Origin of the sequence: Paenibacillus sp. BR2-3, assembly GCF_046529485.1 — a bacterium.
GTDB lineage: Bacteria > Bacillota > Bacilli > Paenibacillales > Paenibacillaceae > Paenibacillus_AQ.
Map to the genome: position 1 here is coordinate 4,235,112 of NZ_CP126311.1, position 15,960 is coordinate 4,251,071.

The 15,960-nt window shown below is 49.0% G+C and carries 9 protein-coding genes, 16 tRNA genes and 2 rRNA genes; 1 reads left to right on the plus strand and 26 read right to left on the minus strand.

The features are described from left to right. Positions 1-81: 81 nt before the first annotated feature. The 22 genes from PaeBR_RS20375 to PaeBR_RS20480 form a co-directional block, all read right to left on the minus strand. Positions 82-909 (minus strand): MetQ/NlpA family ABC transporter substrate-binding protein, encoded by an 828-nt coding sequence (locus PaeBR_RS20375; protein WP_410512324.1) that lies wholly within the window; start codon positions 907-909, stop codon positions 82-84. A 58-nt stretch (positions 910-967) separates the two neighbouring features. Then, positions 968-1,630, minus strand: coding sequence for a methionine ABC transporter permease (locus tag PaeBR_RS20380; protein ID WP_410512325.1), 663 nt, complete (start codon positions 1,628-1,630; stop codon positions 968-970). After that, positions 1,623-2,384 carry a methionine ABC transporter ATP-binding protein gene (locus tag PaeBR_RS20385; RefSeq protein ID WP_410515259.1) on the minus strand — a complete coding sequence of 254 codons (762 nt, stop codon included), beginning with the start codon at positions 2,382-2,384 and terminating at the stop codon, positions 1,623-1,625. Before PaeBR_RS20385 ends, PaeBR_RS20380 begins: the two co-directional genes overlap by 8 nt. A gap of 290 nt (positions 2,385-2,674) precedes the next feature. Further along, positions 2,675-2,753 (minus strand) — tRNA-Leu (locus PaeBR_RS20390). A gap of 14 nt (positions 2,754-2,767) precedes the next feature. Next, positions 2,768-2,841 (minus strand) — tRNA-Cys (locus tag PaeBR_RS20395). Between the two features lie 11 nt (positions 2,842-2,852). Beyond that, positions 2,853-2,927 (minus strand) — tRNA-Gly (locus PaeBR_RS20400). 6 nt (positions 2,928-2,933) lie between these two features. Beyond that, a tRNA-Gln gene (locus tag PaeBR_RS20405) sits at positions 2,934-3,008 on the minus strand. 24 nt (positions 3,009-3,032) lie between these two features. Continuing rightward, positions 3,033-3,108 (minus strand) — tRNA-His (locus PaeBR_RS20410). Positions 3,109-3,164: 56 nt separating this feature from the next. Further along, positions 3,165-3,240, minus strand: a tRNA-His gene (locus PaeBR_RS20415). Between the two features lie 24 nt (positions 3,241-3,264). Then, positions 3,265-3,338: transfer RNA gene (locus tag PaeBR_RS20420), tRNA-Trp, on the minus strand. Between the two features lie 5 nt (positions 3,339-3,343). Next, positions 3,344-3,429 (minus strand) — tRNA-Tyr (locus PaeBR_RS20425). A gap of 5 nt (positions 3,430-3,434) precedes the next feature. Continuing rightward, positions 3,435-3,510: transfer RNA gene (locus PaeBR_RS20430), tRNA-Thr, on the minus strand. A 22-nt stretch (positions 3,511-3,532) separates the two neighbouring features. Further along, positions 3,533-3,608: transfer RNA gene (locus tag PaeBR_RS20435), tRNA-Phe, on the minus strand. Between the two features lie 19 nt (positions 3,609-3,627). Further along, positions 3,628-3,705: transfer RNA gene (locus PaeBR_RS20440), tRNA-Asp, on the minus strand. Positions 3,706-3,717: 12 nt separating this feature from the next. Further along, positions 3,718-3,794 (minus strand) — tRNA-Met (locus PaeBR_RS20445). A gap of 88 nt (positions 3,795-3,882) precedes the next feature. Further along, a tRNA-Val gene (locus tag PaeBR_RS20450) sits at positions 3,883-3,958 on the minus strand. A 54-nt stretch (positions 3,959-4,012) separates the two neighbouring features. After that, positions 4,013-4,087, minus strand: a tRNA-Glu gene (locus tag PaeBR_RS20455). An 18-nt stretch (positions 4,088-4,105) separates the two neighbouring features. After that, positions 4,106-4,198: transfer RNA gene (locus tag PaeBR_RS20460), tRNA-Ser, on the minus strand. A 3-nt stretch (positions 4,199-4,201) separates the two neighbouring features. Further along, a tRNA-Asn gene (locus PaeBR_RS20465) sits at positions 4,202-4,277 on the minus strand. A 63-nt stretch (positions 4,278-4,340) separates the two neighbouring features. Then, positions 4,341-7,272: ribosomal RNA gene (locus PaeBR_RS20470) — 23S ribosomal RNA — on the minus strand. 395 nt (positions 7,273-7,667) lie between these two features. After that, positions 7,668-9,225, minus strand: a 16S ribosomal RNA gene (locus PaeBR_RS20475). The 16S and 23S rRNA genes sit together here with 16 tRNA genes alongside, the layout of an rRNA operon. Before the next feature lie 449 nt (positions 9,226-9,674). Next, positions 9,675-10,529, minus strand: a complete 855-nt coding sequence (locus PaeBR_RS20480; protein ID WP_410512326.1) for a nucleotidyltransferase-like protein — start codon at positions 10,527-10,529, stop codon at positions 9,675-9,677. A gap of 152 nt (positions 10,530-10,681) precedes the next feature. Between PaeBR_RS20480 and PaeBR_RS20485 the strand changes: the two genes are divergently transcribed. Then, positions 10,682-11,047: a DUF2614 family zinc ribbon-containing protein gene (locus PaeBR_RS20485; protein WP_410512327.1), complete on the plus strand. Its 366-nt coding sequence runs from the start codon at positions 10,682-10,684 to the stop codon at positions 11,045-11,047. A 158-nt stretch (positions 11,048-11,205) separates the two neighbouring features. Here PaeBR_RS20485 and PaeBR_RS20490 read toward each other — a convergent pair whose 3' ends face one another. The 4 genes from PaeBR_RS20490 to PaeBR_RS20505 form a co-directional block, all read right to left on the minus strand. Beyond that, positions 11,206-12,924 carry a glycosyl hydrolase family 18 protein gene (locus PaeBR_RS20490; RefSeq protein ID WP_410512328.1) on the minus strand — a complete coding sequence of 573 codons (1,719 nt, stop codon included), beginning with the start codon at positions 12,922-12,924 and terminating at the stop codon, positions 11,206-11,208. Between the two features lie 137 nt (positions 12,925-13,061). After that, a complete protein-coding gene (perR, locus tag PaeBR_RS20495; protein WP_410512329.1) occupies positions 13,062-13,481 on the minus strand; it encodes a peroxide-responsive transcriptional repressor PerR in 420 nt (139 codons plus the stop codon). Between the two features lie 123 nt (positions 13,482-13,604). Continuing rightward, positions 13,605-15,470, minus strand: a complete 1,866-nt coding sequence (locus PaeBR_RS20500; protein WP_410512330.1) for a DUF4097 family beta strand repeat-containing protein — start codon at positions 15,468-15,470, stop codon at positions 13,605-13,607. Then, a complete protein-coding gene (locus PaeBR_RS20505; protein ID WP_410512331.1) occupies positions 15,457-15,945 on the minus strand; it encodes a GNAT family N-acetyltransferase in 489 nt (162 codons plus the stop codon). Before PaeBR_RS20505 ends, PaeBR_RS20500 begins: the two co-directional genes overlap by 14 nt. Between the last annotated feature and the right edge of the window lie 15 nt (positions 15,946-15,960).

A 15,960-nucleotide genomic window follows, 5' to 3' on the forward strand; every position in this document is an offset into this window, starting at 1 on the left:
GCATGTAAAAAAGGCAGGTCCGGCGAATTGGCGCGGTCCTGCCTTTTTTTGTACAGAGTCTTATTTTCTAATCTTAACGGTTTATTTAAAAGCAGGAAGCGCGATATCCGCGTAGTTTTCCTCCAGGAACTTTTTCACTTCAGGACCGCTCATTCGCTCGGCTAGCTTCTTGATGGCTGCGGAGTCTTTGTTATCACTGCGTGCCACGAAAGTAATGGCAAATTCGGAATCCTCGCTTTCCGTAATCAGCGCATCTTTCTTAGGTGTTAGCCCAAGCGGGCTGGCATAAGCCGGAGTCATAGCCACCAGATCAGCATCGTCCAGCATACGGGCCAGCATCAGCAGATCCACTTCCTCGAACTTGAAGTTTCTTGGATTCTCCACTATGTCAGCCTGCGTAGCCTTAATGCCTGCGCCCTCTTTCAGCTTGATCAAACCGGCTGCTTCGAACATGACCAACGAGCGGCCGATGTTCGACGGATCATTCGCCATCACGAGCGTTGCTCCATCCGGCAGATCGGCGATATTCTTAAAGCGTTTGGAATAACCGCCATATATGGCATTGTAAACAGGCTGAACCGCTACCAGTTCGGAGCCCTTGCTGGCATTGAATTGCTCCATATACGGAACATGCTGAAAAAAATTAGCGTCAATTTCCTTATTGGCCAGCGCCTCATTCGGCTGCACGTTGTCAGACAGCACAACAACCTCAAGATCGATACCATCCTCTTTTAGCAACGGCTTAACAATATCCAGAATATCTGTCATCGGCGGAATCAGTGTCGCGACCTTAAGCTTCGTCGGCTTACCGCTATTTTGTGCAGGATCATTTCCGGATGCCTCCTTATTTCCACAACCTGCAACGATTAATACCATCAGTGTAAGAGCAAGTAGCATTAGTCTTTTCATTAGTGCAGCTAACCTCCATTTTATATTACGAATAGTTGTTGTAACTGTTGTAACTCCTTTATCGCTTATCCAGCAGTCTAGACAGAGTACCGCCAGTGAATTGAACGGCCTGAACCAGCACGATCATAACAAGAATAGCATACACCATGACCTCGGTCTCAAACCGCTGATAACCGTAACGGATGGCAAAATCGCCAACCCCGCCCCCGCCCACAACTCCCATCACTGTCGAGAAGGAAATAAAGCTTATGGTAGAGGTTGTTAATCCGAGCACCAGACCCGAACGGGCCTCTACATACAAAAATTTATAGGTAAGTTCCAGCTTCGAAGCTCCCATAGACAGAGCGGCCTCAATAGTACCCTTTGGAACCTCCAGCAAGGACTGCTCAACCAAACGCGAATAATAAGCAATCGCCACAATAGACAAAGGAATCGTCGCCGCCATCGTGCCAATCGCCGTGCCTGCTATAATGCGGGTTACGGGGATCAGTGCAACAACAAGCAGCAGAAAAGGAAAGGAACGGATGATGTTAACGATACTGTTCAAAACCAGTGACACAAGCTTGTTCTCATAGATCTGGCCTTTTCGGCAAAAAAATAGCAGCGTCCCCAAAGGAAGCCCCACCAGCAGCGCAGCGCCAACCGATATTCCCACCATCACAAAGGTTTCGCCGATCGACTCCCACATTTGGGCCTGATATTTAACGACGCTATCAAACATGGGCTTCCCCCGCCTTGCTGAAAATCTGATCCCGATACGAACCGAAGCTCCCCGCAGCAGGACGGAATTCACCCTCATCCCGGGAGAATGAATCAATGATCCGCCCTCTTTCCATCACAGATACATGTCTGCATATGCTTTTGACAACGTCCATCTCATGGGTGATGATCACAACGGTTACGCCGAAGCTTGCATTCACATGCTTCAGCACATCCAGTATCTCAGCAGTAGTCTCGGGATCAAGTGAGGAAGTCGGCTCATCGCAGAGCAGCAGCTTTGGGCTGTTCGCAAGCGCACGGGCGATTGCCACCCTCTGCCGCTGTCCTCCGCTAAGCTGGGCGGGATATTGCTCCACCTTGTCCTCCAAACCGACAAAGCTCAGACATTCCTTCACCCGCTTCATCCGTTCACTTTTCGTCAGACCAGCCAGCTCCAGCGGGATAGAGACATTTCGGCTGACAGTCATGTTATTTACGAGATTAAATTGCTGAAAAATCATTCCGATCTTCTGACGCTCCTTCCGCAGCTGCTTATCCGGCATTTCCGTCAGAAGTTGTCCGTCTACAGTAACCGTACCTTGATCAGGCCGTTCCAGTAAATTGATCATCCGAAGAAGTGTGGACTTCCCGGCGCCGCTTGCACCGATGATGCCATGAATGTTCCCTGCCCCGACTTCAAGCGATACAGTGTCAACCGCCTGATACATGCCGTCCTTCATCTTGTAGCTTTTGCTTACCTGACTAAGAGATAGGATAGCGCAACCCCCTTTCGTGCGTATATAATGAGGCTCCTCACCTACGTACATATTGTACTATAATTATTCAAAAACTGTTTCATTAAAATTATCCTTAAATAATAAGGCATTTACTCGTCTGTGTCATTATTTTTTTCGAAATGATATATCCAAATCATGTAAGGTAACCTTGACGGAGCTTCAGGCTGACCTGTAACCTGTTCTGTCCCTCATAGCTTCCTCTCAGTTCATACAGATGTAAAAAAAGAGTACCTGAAATCAAATGATTTCAGGTACTCTTTGCTTCATTATACCGGCGAGAGGACTCGAACCTCCACGGTTTCCCACTCGATTTTGAGTCGAGCGCGTCTGCCATTCCGCCACGCCGGCATAATATAAATAAATGGAGGCGCCACCCAGATTTGAACTGGGGATAAAGCTTTTGCAGAGCTTTGCCTTACCACTTGGCTATGGCGCCATAAGTAAAAATGGAGCGGACGACGGGAATCGAACCCGCGACCCTCGCCTTGGCAAGGCGATGCTCTACCGCTGAGCCACGTCCGCATTGTATGGCTGGGGATATAGGATTTGAACCTATGCATGACGGAGTCAAAGTCCGTTGCCTTACCGCTTGGCTAATCCCCAACAACATGCAAATAAAAAGTTAAATGGGGCGACCGATGGGTCTCGAACCCACGAATGCCGGAACCACAATCCGGTGCGTTAACCCCTTCGCCACGGTCGCCATATTACAAATAATTAAAACTTCTAACAAATGAAACAAAAGATCTTTAAAGAAAATGGGGCGACCGATGGGTCTCGAACCCACGAATGCCGGAACCACAATCCGGTGCGTTAACCCCTTCGCCACGGTCGCCATATTAACCTTTAAAAACCACATTGGCAGGGGCAGCAGGAATTGAACCCACACTAACGGTTTTGGAGACCGCTGTTCTACCTTTAAACTATGCCCCTAAAACTGGTGGAGGATGATGGATTCGAACCACCGAACACTTACGTGAGCAGATTTACAGTCTGATGCGTTTGGCCACTTCGCTAATCCTCCAAGGATGGTGCCGGCGAGAGGACTTGAACCCCCAACCTACTGATTACAAGTCAGTTGCTCTACCAGTTGAGCTACACCGGCGTATTCTTTTGTGTAAGGCTTATGGTGGCTCGGGACGGAATCGAACCGCCGACACGAGGATTTTCAGTCCTCTGCTCTACCGACTGAGCTACCGAGCCATACGAATAAAGTGATAAATGGCGGAACCGACGGGATTCGAACCCGCGATCTCCTGCGTGACAGGCAGGCATGTTAGGCCAACTACACCACGGTTCCAAAAAATTTAATTGGTTGCGGGGGCAGGATTTGAACCTGCGGCCTTCGGGTTATGAGCCCGACGAGCTACCGGGCTGCTCCACCCCGCGTCAGTAAAAGTATATTATCCCTGTGGGGCCCCCGAAAAGTATACGGAACCCGCTGCGAAGCATTTGCTTCACTTTTTGGGGATTTTTATGGTGGAGGCTGAGGGGTTCGAACCCCCGACCCTCTGCTTGTAAGGCAGATGCTCTCCCAGCTGAGCTAAGCCTCCATAAACGAACAATGGTAATTGTACCAAATCTCACTAGATAAAATCAAGAGAAAATGGTGACCCGTATGGGATTCGAACCCATGTTACCTCCGTGAAAGGGAGGTGTCTTAACCCCTTGACCAACGGGCCAAACTACTAGAAAATTTGTGGCGGAGAGAGAGGGATTCGAACCCTCGAGACGCTTGTGGCGCCTACACGATTTCCAATCGTGCTCCTTCGGCCAAACTCGGACACCTCTCCAAATGGCTCCCCGAACAGGACTCGAACCTGTGACAACTCGATTAACAGTCGAGTGCTCTACCAACTGAGCTATCAGGGAATATACATTCCAGGCTTGAGTCGCCTGAAAACTGAATCCGAAACGAATTTGCGCGATTAGATATTGGATAAGCCCTCGACCGATTAGTATTGGTCAGCTCCATGCATTGCTGCACTTCCACCTCCAACCTATCTACCTCGTCGTCTTCAAGGGGTCTTACGTGTTGGGAAATCTCATCTTGAGGGGGGCTTCACGCTTAGATGCTTTCAGCGCTTATCCCGTCCGTACGTAGCTACTCAGCCATGCTCCTGGCGGAACAACTGATGCACCAGCGGTACGTCCATCCCGGTCCTCTCGTACTAAGGACAGCTCCTCTCAAATTTCCTGCGCCCACGACAGATAGGGACCGAACTGTCTCACGACGTTCTGAACCCAGCTCGCGTACCGCTTTAATGGGCGAACAGCCCAACCCTTGGGACCTACTTCAGCCCCAGGATGCGATGAGCCGACATCGAGGTGCCAAACCTCCCCGTCGATGTGGACTCTTGGGGGAGATAAGCCTGTTATCCCCAGGGTAGCTTTTATCCGTTGAGCGATGGCCCTTCCATGCGGTACCACCGGATCACTAAGTCCGACTTTCGTCCCTGCTCGACTTGTTGGTCTCGCAGTCAAGCTCCCTTATGCCTTTGCACTCTTCGAATGATTTCCAACCATTCTGAGGGAACCTTGGAACGCCTCCGTTACTCTTTAGGAGGCGACCGCCCCAGTCAAACTGCCCGCCTGACACGGTCCCCGTACCCGATTAGGGTACCAGGTTAGAACCTAGATACGATCAGGGTGGTATCCCAACGTCGCCTCTGCAGAAGCTTGCGCTCCTGCTTCCCTGGCTCCCACCTATCCTGTACAGATCGTACCCAAATTCAATATCAAGCTGCAGTAAAGCTCCATGGGGTCTTTCCGTCTTGTCGCGGGTAACCTGCATCTTCACAGGTATTAAAATTTCACCGGATCTCTCGTTGAGACAGCGCCCAAGTCGTTACGCCATTCGTGCGGGTCAGAATTTACCTGACAAGGAATTTCGCTACCTTAGGACCGTTATAGTTACGGCCGCCGTTTACTGGGGCTTCGGTTCACAGCTTCGGGTTTAACCCCTAACCGCTCCCCTTAACCTTCCAGCACCGGGCAGGCGTCAGCCCGTATACTTCGCCTTGCGGCTTCGCACAGACCTGTGTTTTTGCTAAACAGTCGCTTGGGCCTTTTCACTGCGGCCCCCTCGTGCTATTCACACTACCGGGGCACCCCTTCTCCCGAAGTTACGGGGTCATTTTGCCGAGTTCCTTAACGAGAGTTCTTCCGCGCGCCTTAGAATTCTCTTCTCGCCTACCTGTGTCGGTTTGCGGTACGGGCACCTTCTCCTGGCTAGAGGCTTTTCTTGGCAGTGTGAGATCATGACCTTCGCTACTTTAATTTTCGCTCCCCATCACAGCCTGGCCTTAACGATGTGCGGATTTGCCTACACATCAGCCTCACTGCTTAGACGGACATCCATCAGTCCGCGTCACTACCCTCCTGCGTCACCCCATCGCTCATAGCGGATTACGGTGGTACAGTAATTTCAAACTGTTGTCCTTCGACTACGCCTTTCGGCCTCGCCTTAGGTCCCGACTTACCCTGAGCGGACGAGCCTTCCTCAGGAAACCTTGGGCTTTCGGCGGATCAGATTCTCACTGATCTTTTCGTTACTCATACCGGCATTCTCACTTGTATGCTGTCCAGCGCTCCTTACGGTACACCTTCAACCCACATACAACGCTCCCCTACCCCAGATACATACGTATCTAGCCATAGCTTCGGTGGTGTGTTTAGCCCCGTTACATTTTCGGCGCAGAGTCACTCGACCAGTGAGCTATTACGCACTCTTTCAATGGTGGCTGCTTCTAAGCCAACATCCTGGTTGTCTGTGCAACTCCACATCCTTTCCCACTTAACACACACTTGGGGACCTTAGCTGATGGTCTGGGCTGTTTCCCTTTTGACAATGGATCTTAGCACTCACTGTCTGACTCCCGGCAATAAATAGATGGCATTCGGAGTTTGACTGATCTTGGTAACCCTTGCGGGCCCCGCAACCAATCAGTGCTCTACCTCCATTACTCTTGTGCCGAGGCTAGCCCTAAAGCTATTTCGGGGAGAACCAGCTATCTCCGAGTTCGATTGGAATTTCTCCGCTACCCCCACCTCATCCCCGCATTTTTCAACATGCGTGGGTTCGGGCCTCCAGTGCGTGTTACCGCACCTTCACCCTGGACAGGGGTAGATCACACGGTTTCGGGTCTACGTCCACATACTATGTCGCCCTATTCAGACTCGCTTTCGCTGCGGCTCCGGCTTCTCACCTTAACCTTGCATGTTAAACGTAACTCGCCGGTTCATTCTACAAAAGGCACGCCATCACCCATAAACAGGGCTCTGACTTTTTGTAAGCACACGGTTTCAGGTTCTATTTCACTCCCCTTCCGGGGTGCTTTTCACCTTTCCCTCACGGTACTGTTTCACTATCGGTCGCCAGGTAGTATTTAGCCTTAGCAGATGGTCCTGCTGGATTCATACGGGGTTTCACGTGCCCCGCACTACTCGGGATCCGTCTCGGAGAGAACACAGTTTAGGTTACAGGGCTTTTACCTTGTGTAGCGGGCCTTTCCAGACCTCTTCACCTACCAGATTCCTTTGTAACTCCATGTGAGACGTCCCACAACCCCCAGGCGATAAATCGCCCAAGTTTAGGCTGTTCCGCGTTCGCTCGCCGCTACTGACGGAATCACTATTGTTTTCTCTTCCTCAGGGTACTTAGATGTTTCAGTTCCCCTGGTCTGCCTCTATCTCTCCTATGTGTTCAGAGAGAAGTAACTGCGAATTACCACAGCTGGGTTTCCCCATTCGGACACCCCCGGATCAAAGCTTGCTTACAGCTCCCCGAGGCAGTTTCGTTGTTCGCCACGTCCTTCGTCGGCTCCTGGCGCCTAGGCATCCTCCGTGTGCTCTTATTAGCTTAACCTCGATTTTTTCCGTAGGAAAAATATCGGACATTGATTCTCTTCCGAAGAAGAAAGTCAATCTTCGACACTCCATTAAGAAGCAATCGTATCAACTAATAACATTCACTTGTTTGCACAAGTGTGCTAAAAGATGTTCTAAAACGCAAATTCGTTTCGGTATCCAGTTTTCAAGGATCAAGTTTGTGGATTTTTGGGTCGAGCACGACTGTGCCGATCAAAATTCCAGACTAGATGGTACGTTTGAGAGCTTAAACTCTCAAAACTGAGCAACGAGTGAGTTAAAAGCTTTGCGAAGCAAAGCTGCTTCGAAAGCCTAAGCTTGAACCTAAAGGTTCTTATAGAAGCCTGCGCTTCGTATTTGAATGTCACCATTGCAGGTGACGATTCTCCATAGAAAGGAGGTGATCCAGCCGCACCTTCCGATACGGCTACCTTGTTACGACTTCACCCCAATCATCTACCCCACCTTCGGCGGCTGGCTCCCTTGCGGGTTACCCCACCGACTTCGGGTGTTGTAAACTCTCGTGGTGTGACGGGCGGTGTGTACAAGACCCGGGAACGTATTCACCGCGGCATGCTGATCCGCGATTACTAGCAATTCCGACTTCATGCAGGCGAGTTGCAGCCTGCAATCCGAACTGAGACCGGCTTTGCTGGGATTGGCTCCACCTCGCGGTTTCGCTTCCCGTTGTACCGGCCATTGTAGTACGTGTGTAGCCCAGGTCATAAGGGGCATGATGATTTGACGTCATCCCCACCTTCCTCCGGTTTGTCACCGGCAGTCTGCTTAGAGTGCCCACCATTACGTGCTGGCAACTAAGCATAAGGGTTGCGCTCGTTGCGGGACTTAACCCAACATCTCACGACACGAGCTGACGACAACCATGCACCACCTGTCTTGGGTGCTCCGAAGAGGGACACTATCTCTAGTGTTTTCACCCAGATGTCAAGACCTGGTAAGGTTCTTCGCGTTGCTTCGAATTAAACCACATACTCCACTGCTTGTGCGGGTCCCCGTCAATTCCTTTGAGTTTCAGTCTTGCGACCGTACTCCCCAGGCGGAGTGCTTACTGTGTTAACTTCGGCACCAAGGGTATCGAAACCCCTAACACCTAGCACTCATCGTTTACGGCGTGGACTACCAGGGTATCTAATCCTGTTTGCTCCCCACGCTTTCGCGCCTCAGCGTCAGTTACAGCCCAGAAAGTCGCCTTCGCCACTGGTGTTCCTCCACATATCTACGCATTTCACCGCTACACGTGGAATTCCACTTTCCTCTTCTGTACTCAAGCCACCCAGTTTCCAGTGCGACCTCAGGTTGAGCCCAAGGTTTAAACACCAGACTTAAATAGCCGCCTGCGCGCGCTTTACGCCCAATAATTCTGGACAACGCTTGCCCCCTACGTATTACCGCGGCTGCTGGCACGTAGTTAGCCGGGGCTTTCTTCTCAGGTACCGTCACTCTCATAGCAGTTACTCTATGAGACGTTCTTCCCTGGCAACAGAGCTTTACGATCCGAAAACCTTCATCACTCACGCGGCATTGCTCCGTCAGGCTTTCGCCCATTGCGGAAGATTCCCTACTGCTGCCTCCCGTAGGAGTCTGGGCCGTGTCTCAGTCCCAGTGTGGCCGTTCACCCTCTCAGGTCGGCTACGCATCGTCGCCTTGGTGAGCCGTTACCTCACCAACTAGCTAATGCGCCGCAGGCCCATCCCTCAGTGACAGATTGCTCCGTCTTTCATTCTCTCTTCAGGAGAACAAAGAAATTATCCGGTATTAGCTACCGTTTCCGGTAGTTATCCCAGGCTAAGGGGCAGGTTGCCTACGTGTTACTCACCCGTCCGCCGCTAAACATCGGCTTTCCCGAAGGAAAGCTTTTGCTCCGCTCGACTTGCATGTATTAGGCATGCCGCCAGCGTTCGTCCTGAGCCAGGATCAAACTCTCCAATTAGTTTTTTTCGAGCGTCTACTCCCCCGAATCACTCCGAGAAAATAAACATCCGAAAAGATATTGAAAAGAGCGACAGCTCATTTTGAAACATCTGACGAGAATTTACATTCTCATTTTTTTGGATTTCACTTTCGTAAAATCCCACTCACTCGTTGTTCAGTTTTCAAAGATCAAGTTCTTGTTTGTCGCATGCAATGTCTCAGCAGCGACCTTTATAATATATCACGACGCCCTCATTTTAGTCAACTTTTTTTTCAACTTAATTTTCTTGGTTGTTTTTCAAACGCTTCTGAGTGAACTTACTCTTCAGAGGGACGAGTTATAATTTATCACATTAACAAGGGATGAGTCAACCATAAATATTGCCGTTAAATATCCTCCCCCTGTTATCAAGATAACAAAAAAAGAGAGCGCATCTGCCTCTCCAAAAATTACAGTTTATTTTCTTTTTATATTGTATAACGGATAGCATGACCACCTACTGCATTAGCATCTGCCCAAGAGGTTATCTCCCTGATCAATGATCGGGATACCAGCCTACTCAAAACAAGTGGCATCTCAGCTTCCAAATGGCTCAGGCCAGGACTCTTCAGCAGTTCCTCTATACTCCATGGTTCCTTGCGGCTATCCAGAATGGTCAATAGTATAATGCAGCAATCCGCCATCTTCGACATAATTGCAAATTCACAAGCCAGCAGCACAAGCTGCACTCTTTGCTCAAGTGTTTCAGTGCTGATTGTTAACTCTTCATATAATTTATAAACCGCCGTATTCTGGCTTTTCAGCTGATCCCACACTGCCGGCTCCGGGAATCTGCCACCCTCACTTACTTCGATACGCGCCCAATGGTACAAGGAAATCAATATACAATTATATGCATCCATAATGCAGCCTGCTGCGATATACCGTTTGGATTTCACGTACATATGTAAAAAGCGTGCGAACTCCATAAACAGTACACGTTCCCGGAGAGGCTGGTCAAATTGAAGTATGGTGCGGCGCAAACCCTCCAGCATCCCCTGTGGATCCCAGACTACTTCGCCTTTCAGCAAACTTGTAACAAGCTCATTATTATCTCCGGCACTTACCGCCCGTTCCAGAGCTTGGAAACCAACATGCAGCGTCTGGGTGCGCATCTCCCCGGCTATGGTATGACGAATGATTCGTTCCTTCTCCAGTTCATCATGCAGCATTAATACAACCATATCGTAATCATGGAGCAGTGCGCTTTGAAAGGGACTGTTCCCCTGCTGCCGCAAAGTGACCACTCCAAGGACACTCTCATCAAATGTTTCTCCACTCATCAATGTCAAATCGGACAGTTCCATGCTTCCCTCCATCAAATATGGCGTTTTTGCGTCAGTTCAGCTATAATTCAGTTATAATATAATTCTACATATTCATTGTTAGTTCCTTCTGGACGACCGAACTATATTGAAGTTAGGAGCAAATACTCATGATTTTTAAATCTGCCAAAATTAATGCTTTTCGCACATGGGGATTGCTGCTCACAATGCTCGGCATGGGGCTCATGATACTCGGGACAGCAGGGATTGTATTTTGGGGACATGCCGGAAAGATTGCGGCTGCGTTCGGACTTATTATCGGGTTGGTATCAATGATGGCCAGTTTAGCTATATATTTCTGGGCAGGCATGCTGTCCACGAGTGCAGTGCAGGTGGATTGTCCGGAATGTCACAAGCTGACCAAAATGCTCGGCAAGACGGACCGCTGTATGTTTTGCCATACCATCCTGACTATGGACCCGGAACAGGCAAATATCACGGCAGAGCAGCTTGAAAGTCAACAGCTTAAGCAATAATCTTATTACCACCCAAGAAGAAACGGCTTCGCCGTCCTTATAGGGACGGCACCCGTTTCTCGGAGAAATATAAGGATAAAGTATAGAGTGAAACTTATACTTTATCCTTATATTTAAAAAAAGGGCTCCCGAAACAAACGGGACCCTTTTTTCCTTAGTTATTGGTGAATTTCCTTCAGCGCTTTCCACGCCGCCTGATTGGCAAAGCTGCGGTTCCAAGAGGCTATCCCTCCAAGTCCGGAGGACTTGGCCAGATCCACTCTCGCCTTCAGCGACAACTTGTCTTCTATCCATATTTTGCGGGGAATCCCGTCTTCCTTATATTCTACGTAGTTCTGTCCTGATGCTTGTTCGAATTTTGGTTTCAGCTTCTTTGAGCTAATAATCTCGGCAACGGCGTCCATGCTTACGGCTTTGGAGCTTACTTTGATCTCTCCATCCGACTTGGTCTCAGACCAGATACGCGTATATAAAGGAATGCCCAATATGATCTTCTCAGGCGGTACGTCGTCCTCCTCAATGATACGGGTTATTGAATTCTCTACCCAGGGCAATGAGGCCACAGAGCCAGCCGTAGGGCTTGACGCCCAGTGCTCATCGTATGCCATAACAATGATAAAATCAGCTATTGCTCCAAGTGCTCGCCGGTCCAAAAACAATGACCACATTTCGCTGTTCGATTTCGGCGTTACATCTATAGATACGATCAGATTCCTGGCCTGAGCCATCGGCTTTAGTTCCCGCATAAATTGCGTAACATTCTCGCCATCCTTCGTATATACATTTTCAAAATCTATATTGATGCCATCCAGATTATATAAGTCGCTATACTCAAGCATTTGGACGATTGTCCGCATCCGCTTCTCATAAGTCGACAACGCCGCAGTTGTCATGTCTGCCTCAAAGCTGTTGCTGAGCAGGCCCCATACCTCCATCCCCTGCTTGTGGGCCCACTGCACATAACCACTGTCGGCCTGACAGCGCACATTCCCTTCGCCATCTACAATTCTGAACCAGGTGGGGCTAACCACATTGATACCAGGCAGCTTCCCGATCGAATCCGGATTTGGCTTTCGCTCATATACGGCTTCCCAGACCAGGTTAACAGGCTTGCCGCTCCAGCTTCGCTCCGCGCGTGTGGATGCTGCCGGCTGTGGTTTAACTGTTTTTTGACCATCAGAAATAATATCTCCGTCCCGGACAAAGCCTGTGTACCCATTGCTCATCTGCACATATATCCAGTCCTCATTGTCATCCCAGATCTTCACAATGGTTCCAGGCGGCATGTCGGCAACTATAGGAGCATGAATGGTCGCTTCTTGACGAAGAGCAATATTTGAACCGCCCTTCTCTCCCTTAACTTTGCCCAAGGGCACTGTCTCACCGGAGGTCATTAACTGAACGGCTCCAGTCTCCGCATCCTCTTGCAGCTCAAATCCGTATAAGTCCTTCAGCGTTTCTGCTGGAAGGTAGGTTAGTTCACCCTTTTCCTCGGGAGCCAGCCGGAGCTGGATCGGTTTGTTATTCAGGCTCGCTTTGGTTGTATCTGCCTGCATGTACAGAAGCTCACTGGCTGTCGATAAAATAACAGACTTACTCTCAGCCTCATACCTGATCGATGAATCCACATATTCCTGCAGGAACGGCAAAGGCAATAACAGATTCTCTCCTGTCCCTGAGGCAGAAAAACCGGTAAGCTGTCCTTTGACGAAAATAGGCTTGTCTATACTTTTCCAGTCGGGCTCAACGTGAAGGCGGTTCGGCATTACATAAAAAACGACCCAATAAGCTGCGGCCGCAATAATAAAAAGTCCCAACAGGCGGCGAAAAAGACCTCCGCGCTTTTGTACGCGCCTTTGTCTCTGTCTTCTGTCCAAGATTAATCCTCCGTATGATTGCTGATTTTGAACTACGATAATCCTTCATAAAAATAAAACGTGAGTCCTCCAGTTACGGATTCAGCACGTTGTTCAAACTCCTAAAGCCTATTCGGTTCTTTATTTCAAAGCTGCTTTCAACTGCAGCTTTTGCAAACTCCGTAAAGCTCCATCCGCAGTCCCTTGATCTTGAAGCCCGTAGCCTGCTCGGCCCGGTGTTCCACCTCATGAAGAGAAGGATAACTGAAATCTTCAATCTTTCCGCATACTTGGCAGATGACATGATAATGGTCCGATACATTGGCATCGAAGCGGCTGGAATTATCGCCATAGGTCAGTTCGCGAACCATACCGGCTTCCATGAACATTTTCAAGTTATTATACACCGTTGCCACGCTCATGCTAGGAAACTTCGGCTCCAGTGCCCGGTATATATCGTCTGCTGTAGGATGATTCATAGCTTCCATTAAATAAGTTAATATAGCATGACGCTGGGGCGTAATACGGACGCCGGTTGTCTTCAGTTGTTCCAATGCGTGCTGTACGCCACTACCCATCAATGTCACCGCCCTTGGTAAAACATATTAGAACTTCTATTTATAATAGTAAGACCAGGCTTTCAATATTGTCAACGCGGTCTTTACATTATATTTATTATTATATAATAAAAATTACTTATTTCAATATTTTCTCACATTTAAGTTGCTATTTCCTTCTACATGCAGCTTGAATTCACCAGTACCCACTTCTCCGGAGAGAGTCTTTTTATCAATAAACAGTCCTGGAATATCCGATAGGATATCACCATATCCACTGGAACCCTCCACGGTGTAATCACCCTCCAAGGGTAAGTAAAGTTTGATATCTCCAACGGCACTGTATATATCCCAATTTCCGCCGATACTCGTTGAGCGAACATCGATACCGCCATTGAGAGATTCTGCGTGTACCTTCATTCGCGCCTCGGTGACCGTCAAATTTCCATTTTTACTGGAAATATCAACCAAGTCCCTACTATTAACAGCACTCACATTGCCAACAGCAGTTGCCAGCTTCAATGGCCCCGTCACATCCCAGGCATTCATATCTCCGCCGTTAGTGGTCAGATCCACACTGCCTTGCACTTCTCTGGTCCGGACAACCCCGTTAAGCGTCTTCCCTTTAACATCCCCCAGTACACGGTACAGTATAAGCTGTCCATTTCCGGTTTCAAGTGAGATATCCTGGATTGCTTCGACATTTTGCAGCGTAATTCCGCCGTTCATTGTCCGTACCGCCAGATTAAAACGACGGTCTTCCGGCAGAAAAATATCCATATCCATCCGCGGCTGACGTTTGCCTGAATCTCCAAAAGCCTTACCTTTAGGGGTGATTTTAATATTCGTGTCTTCAGTAACCTCAAGGAACGATTGCTCCGCTATCGCCTCTGCCATAACCCCTTCCAGCTGATCCACCCATACGGTAGTCACAATCTCAATATCCTCCACAGGAGCCCTGTGCAACAAAATATCACCGTTGATCGCATCAATGGATATTTTGGCCGAGTCCAGTTCAACCGGTACGATTAAAGGGGATTTCTTAAAGCTGCTTCCTTTCGCTTCCCCATATTCCACGGCCGCTGCAGTCAGATTCAGATTAACCCGGTTCCATAAGTGTAAATAATGCTCTTGTTCAGCCACGATAAATACGCAGGCCGCCAGGAGCATAGCGGACAGCAAACCCCGTAAATCGAGACGAAACCTACTCCCTGTAAAAGAAGAAGCAGAACCTGCCCTGCGGGCAAAATAAAAAATTAGCAAGTACTCTATACCCCATAGCACAGGAATGGCAGGCCACCATCTGAGCAAGAGCAGCATATATTCGGTATTATTTTTCCAGTCCAGTAATAGCGGAATTCCTGCGCCTATTAGCAGTGCAGCAGCCGTGTATCTTCCAATGCGCCGTTTGCTGCTTCCGGTTCCCCGCCGCCGGGCTATTCCTTGGTAAATCTCCCGCGCTCCCATAAGCACGCCCCCACAGATTAGCGCTATCGCGACCGCTATTCCTGCATCATGCTCAATAAATAACCGCAGCCAGGCCGGCTTTTGGCGAAAAAGAAAAAGTAACACTCCACCAAAGAGCAGTAAAAGGCCAAACGAAATACCCGGTTCGCTGACGAAAGAACGACGTTTGGAAACCGGAGAAGCTTTATCGGAATCAGAGTCAGGTTCCTGCTCCCCTCCTACGCTCACACGATTACGAAGAATCCGGTCAGAGGTTTGCAGCACATCGAATACGTTGTAAAAATAAACTACCGGAATGAATAGCGCCAATATAATAAGCAGCGGTACATTAATCTGCATGCCGATTGACGAAAAATACAGCAAAGCCGCGATATCGAGCAGGATAATAAAAATCAGTGAAATTCCCTTGCGGAGAAGCCCCAAATACAAATGTCCGGTTCCGGGAATAAGTACCGCCAGCAGCCCGGCAACAAATTTATGTTTTTGGGGACGGCGGTGCTTGGGACGTGGAGGAATAACTTCATGCATTTCAGTCTCGTCCATCTTTTGGGGTCTCCTCCCTTCGGTGAAACTCAACAAGTTCAACACCAGGCGCTACTTCCTCTATCCCGGCTGCAATAAAACCGTACTTGGTATATAAAGAGACTGCCGGATGATTCAGCTTCCCTGTAGATACGATAAATTGTTCCATTCTGTTATAACGATCAAATACATAATTCAACAGCCTGCCGGCGATTCCTTTGCGAAAATGCTCCGGGTCGATCATCATCCGTGTAATCGTAAGCTTCCCGGGTGATTCTTCTGCTGTAGCCACAGCCCCCAACAGTTCACCATCCTCACTCAGACAACCATAAAAAATCTCCACACTGCGGCGCAGCATGTCCCTAGTCTCCATTAATGGAGGAATATCATGAAAGCCTATCAGCTCCGCTTCAAGCCGGTAAGCTTTATGCTGAAGACTCCATAGTTCATCAATCGTGCTATCGTCCAGCAGGTTTAGCTTGATAATCCCATTCATTCTACTAATCCCCTT

What these genes read in the sequence shown, in the direction of transcription:
- PaeBR_RS20375 (WP_410512324.1), bottom strand. Translation starts at nt 909, where the DNA reads ATGAAAAGACTAATGCTACTTGCTCTTACACTGATGGTATTAATCGTT.
- PaeBR_RS20380 (WP_410512325.1), bottom strand. Translation starts at nt 1,630, where the DNA reads ATGTTTGATAGCGTCGTTAAATATCAGGCCCAAATGTGGGAGTCGATC.
- PaeBR_RS20480 (WP_410512326.1), bottom strand. Translation starts at nt 10,529, where the DNA reads ATGAGTGGAGAAACATTTGATGAGAGTGTCCTTGGAGTGGTCACTTTG.
- PaeBR_RS20485 (WP_410512327.1), top strand. Translation starts at nt 10,682, where the DNA reads ATGATTTTTAAATCTGCCAAAATTAATGCTTTTCGCACATGGGGATTG.
- perR (WP_410512329.1), bottom strand. Translation starts at nt 13,481, where the DNA reads ATGGGTAGTGGCGTACAGCACGCATTGGAACAACTGAAGACAACCGGC.
- PaeBR_RS20500 (WP_410512330.1), bottom strand. Translation starts at nt 15,470, where the DNA reads ATGGACGAGACTGAAATGCATGAAGTTATTCCTCCACGTCCCAAGCAC.
- PaeBR_RS20505 (WP_410512331.1), bottom strand. Translation starts at nt 15,945, where the DNA reads ATGAATGGGATTATCAAGCTAAACCTGCTGGACGATAGCACGATTGAT.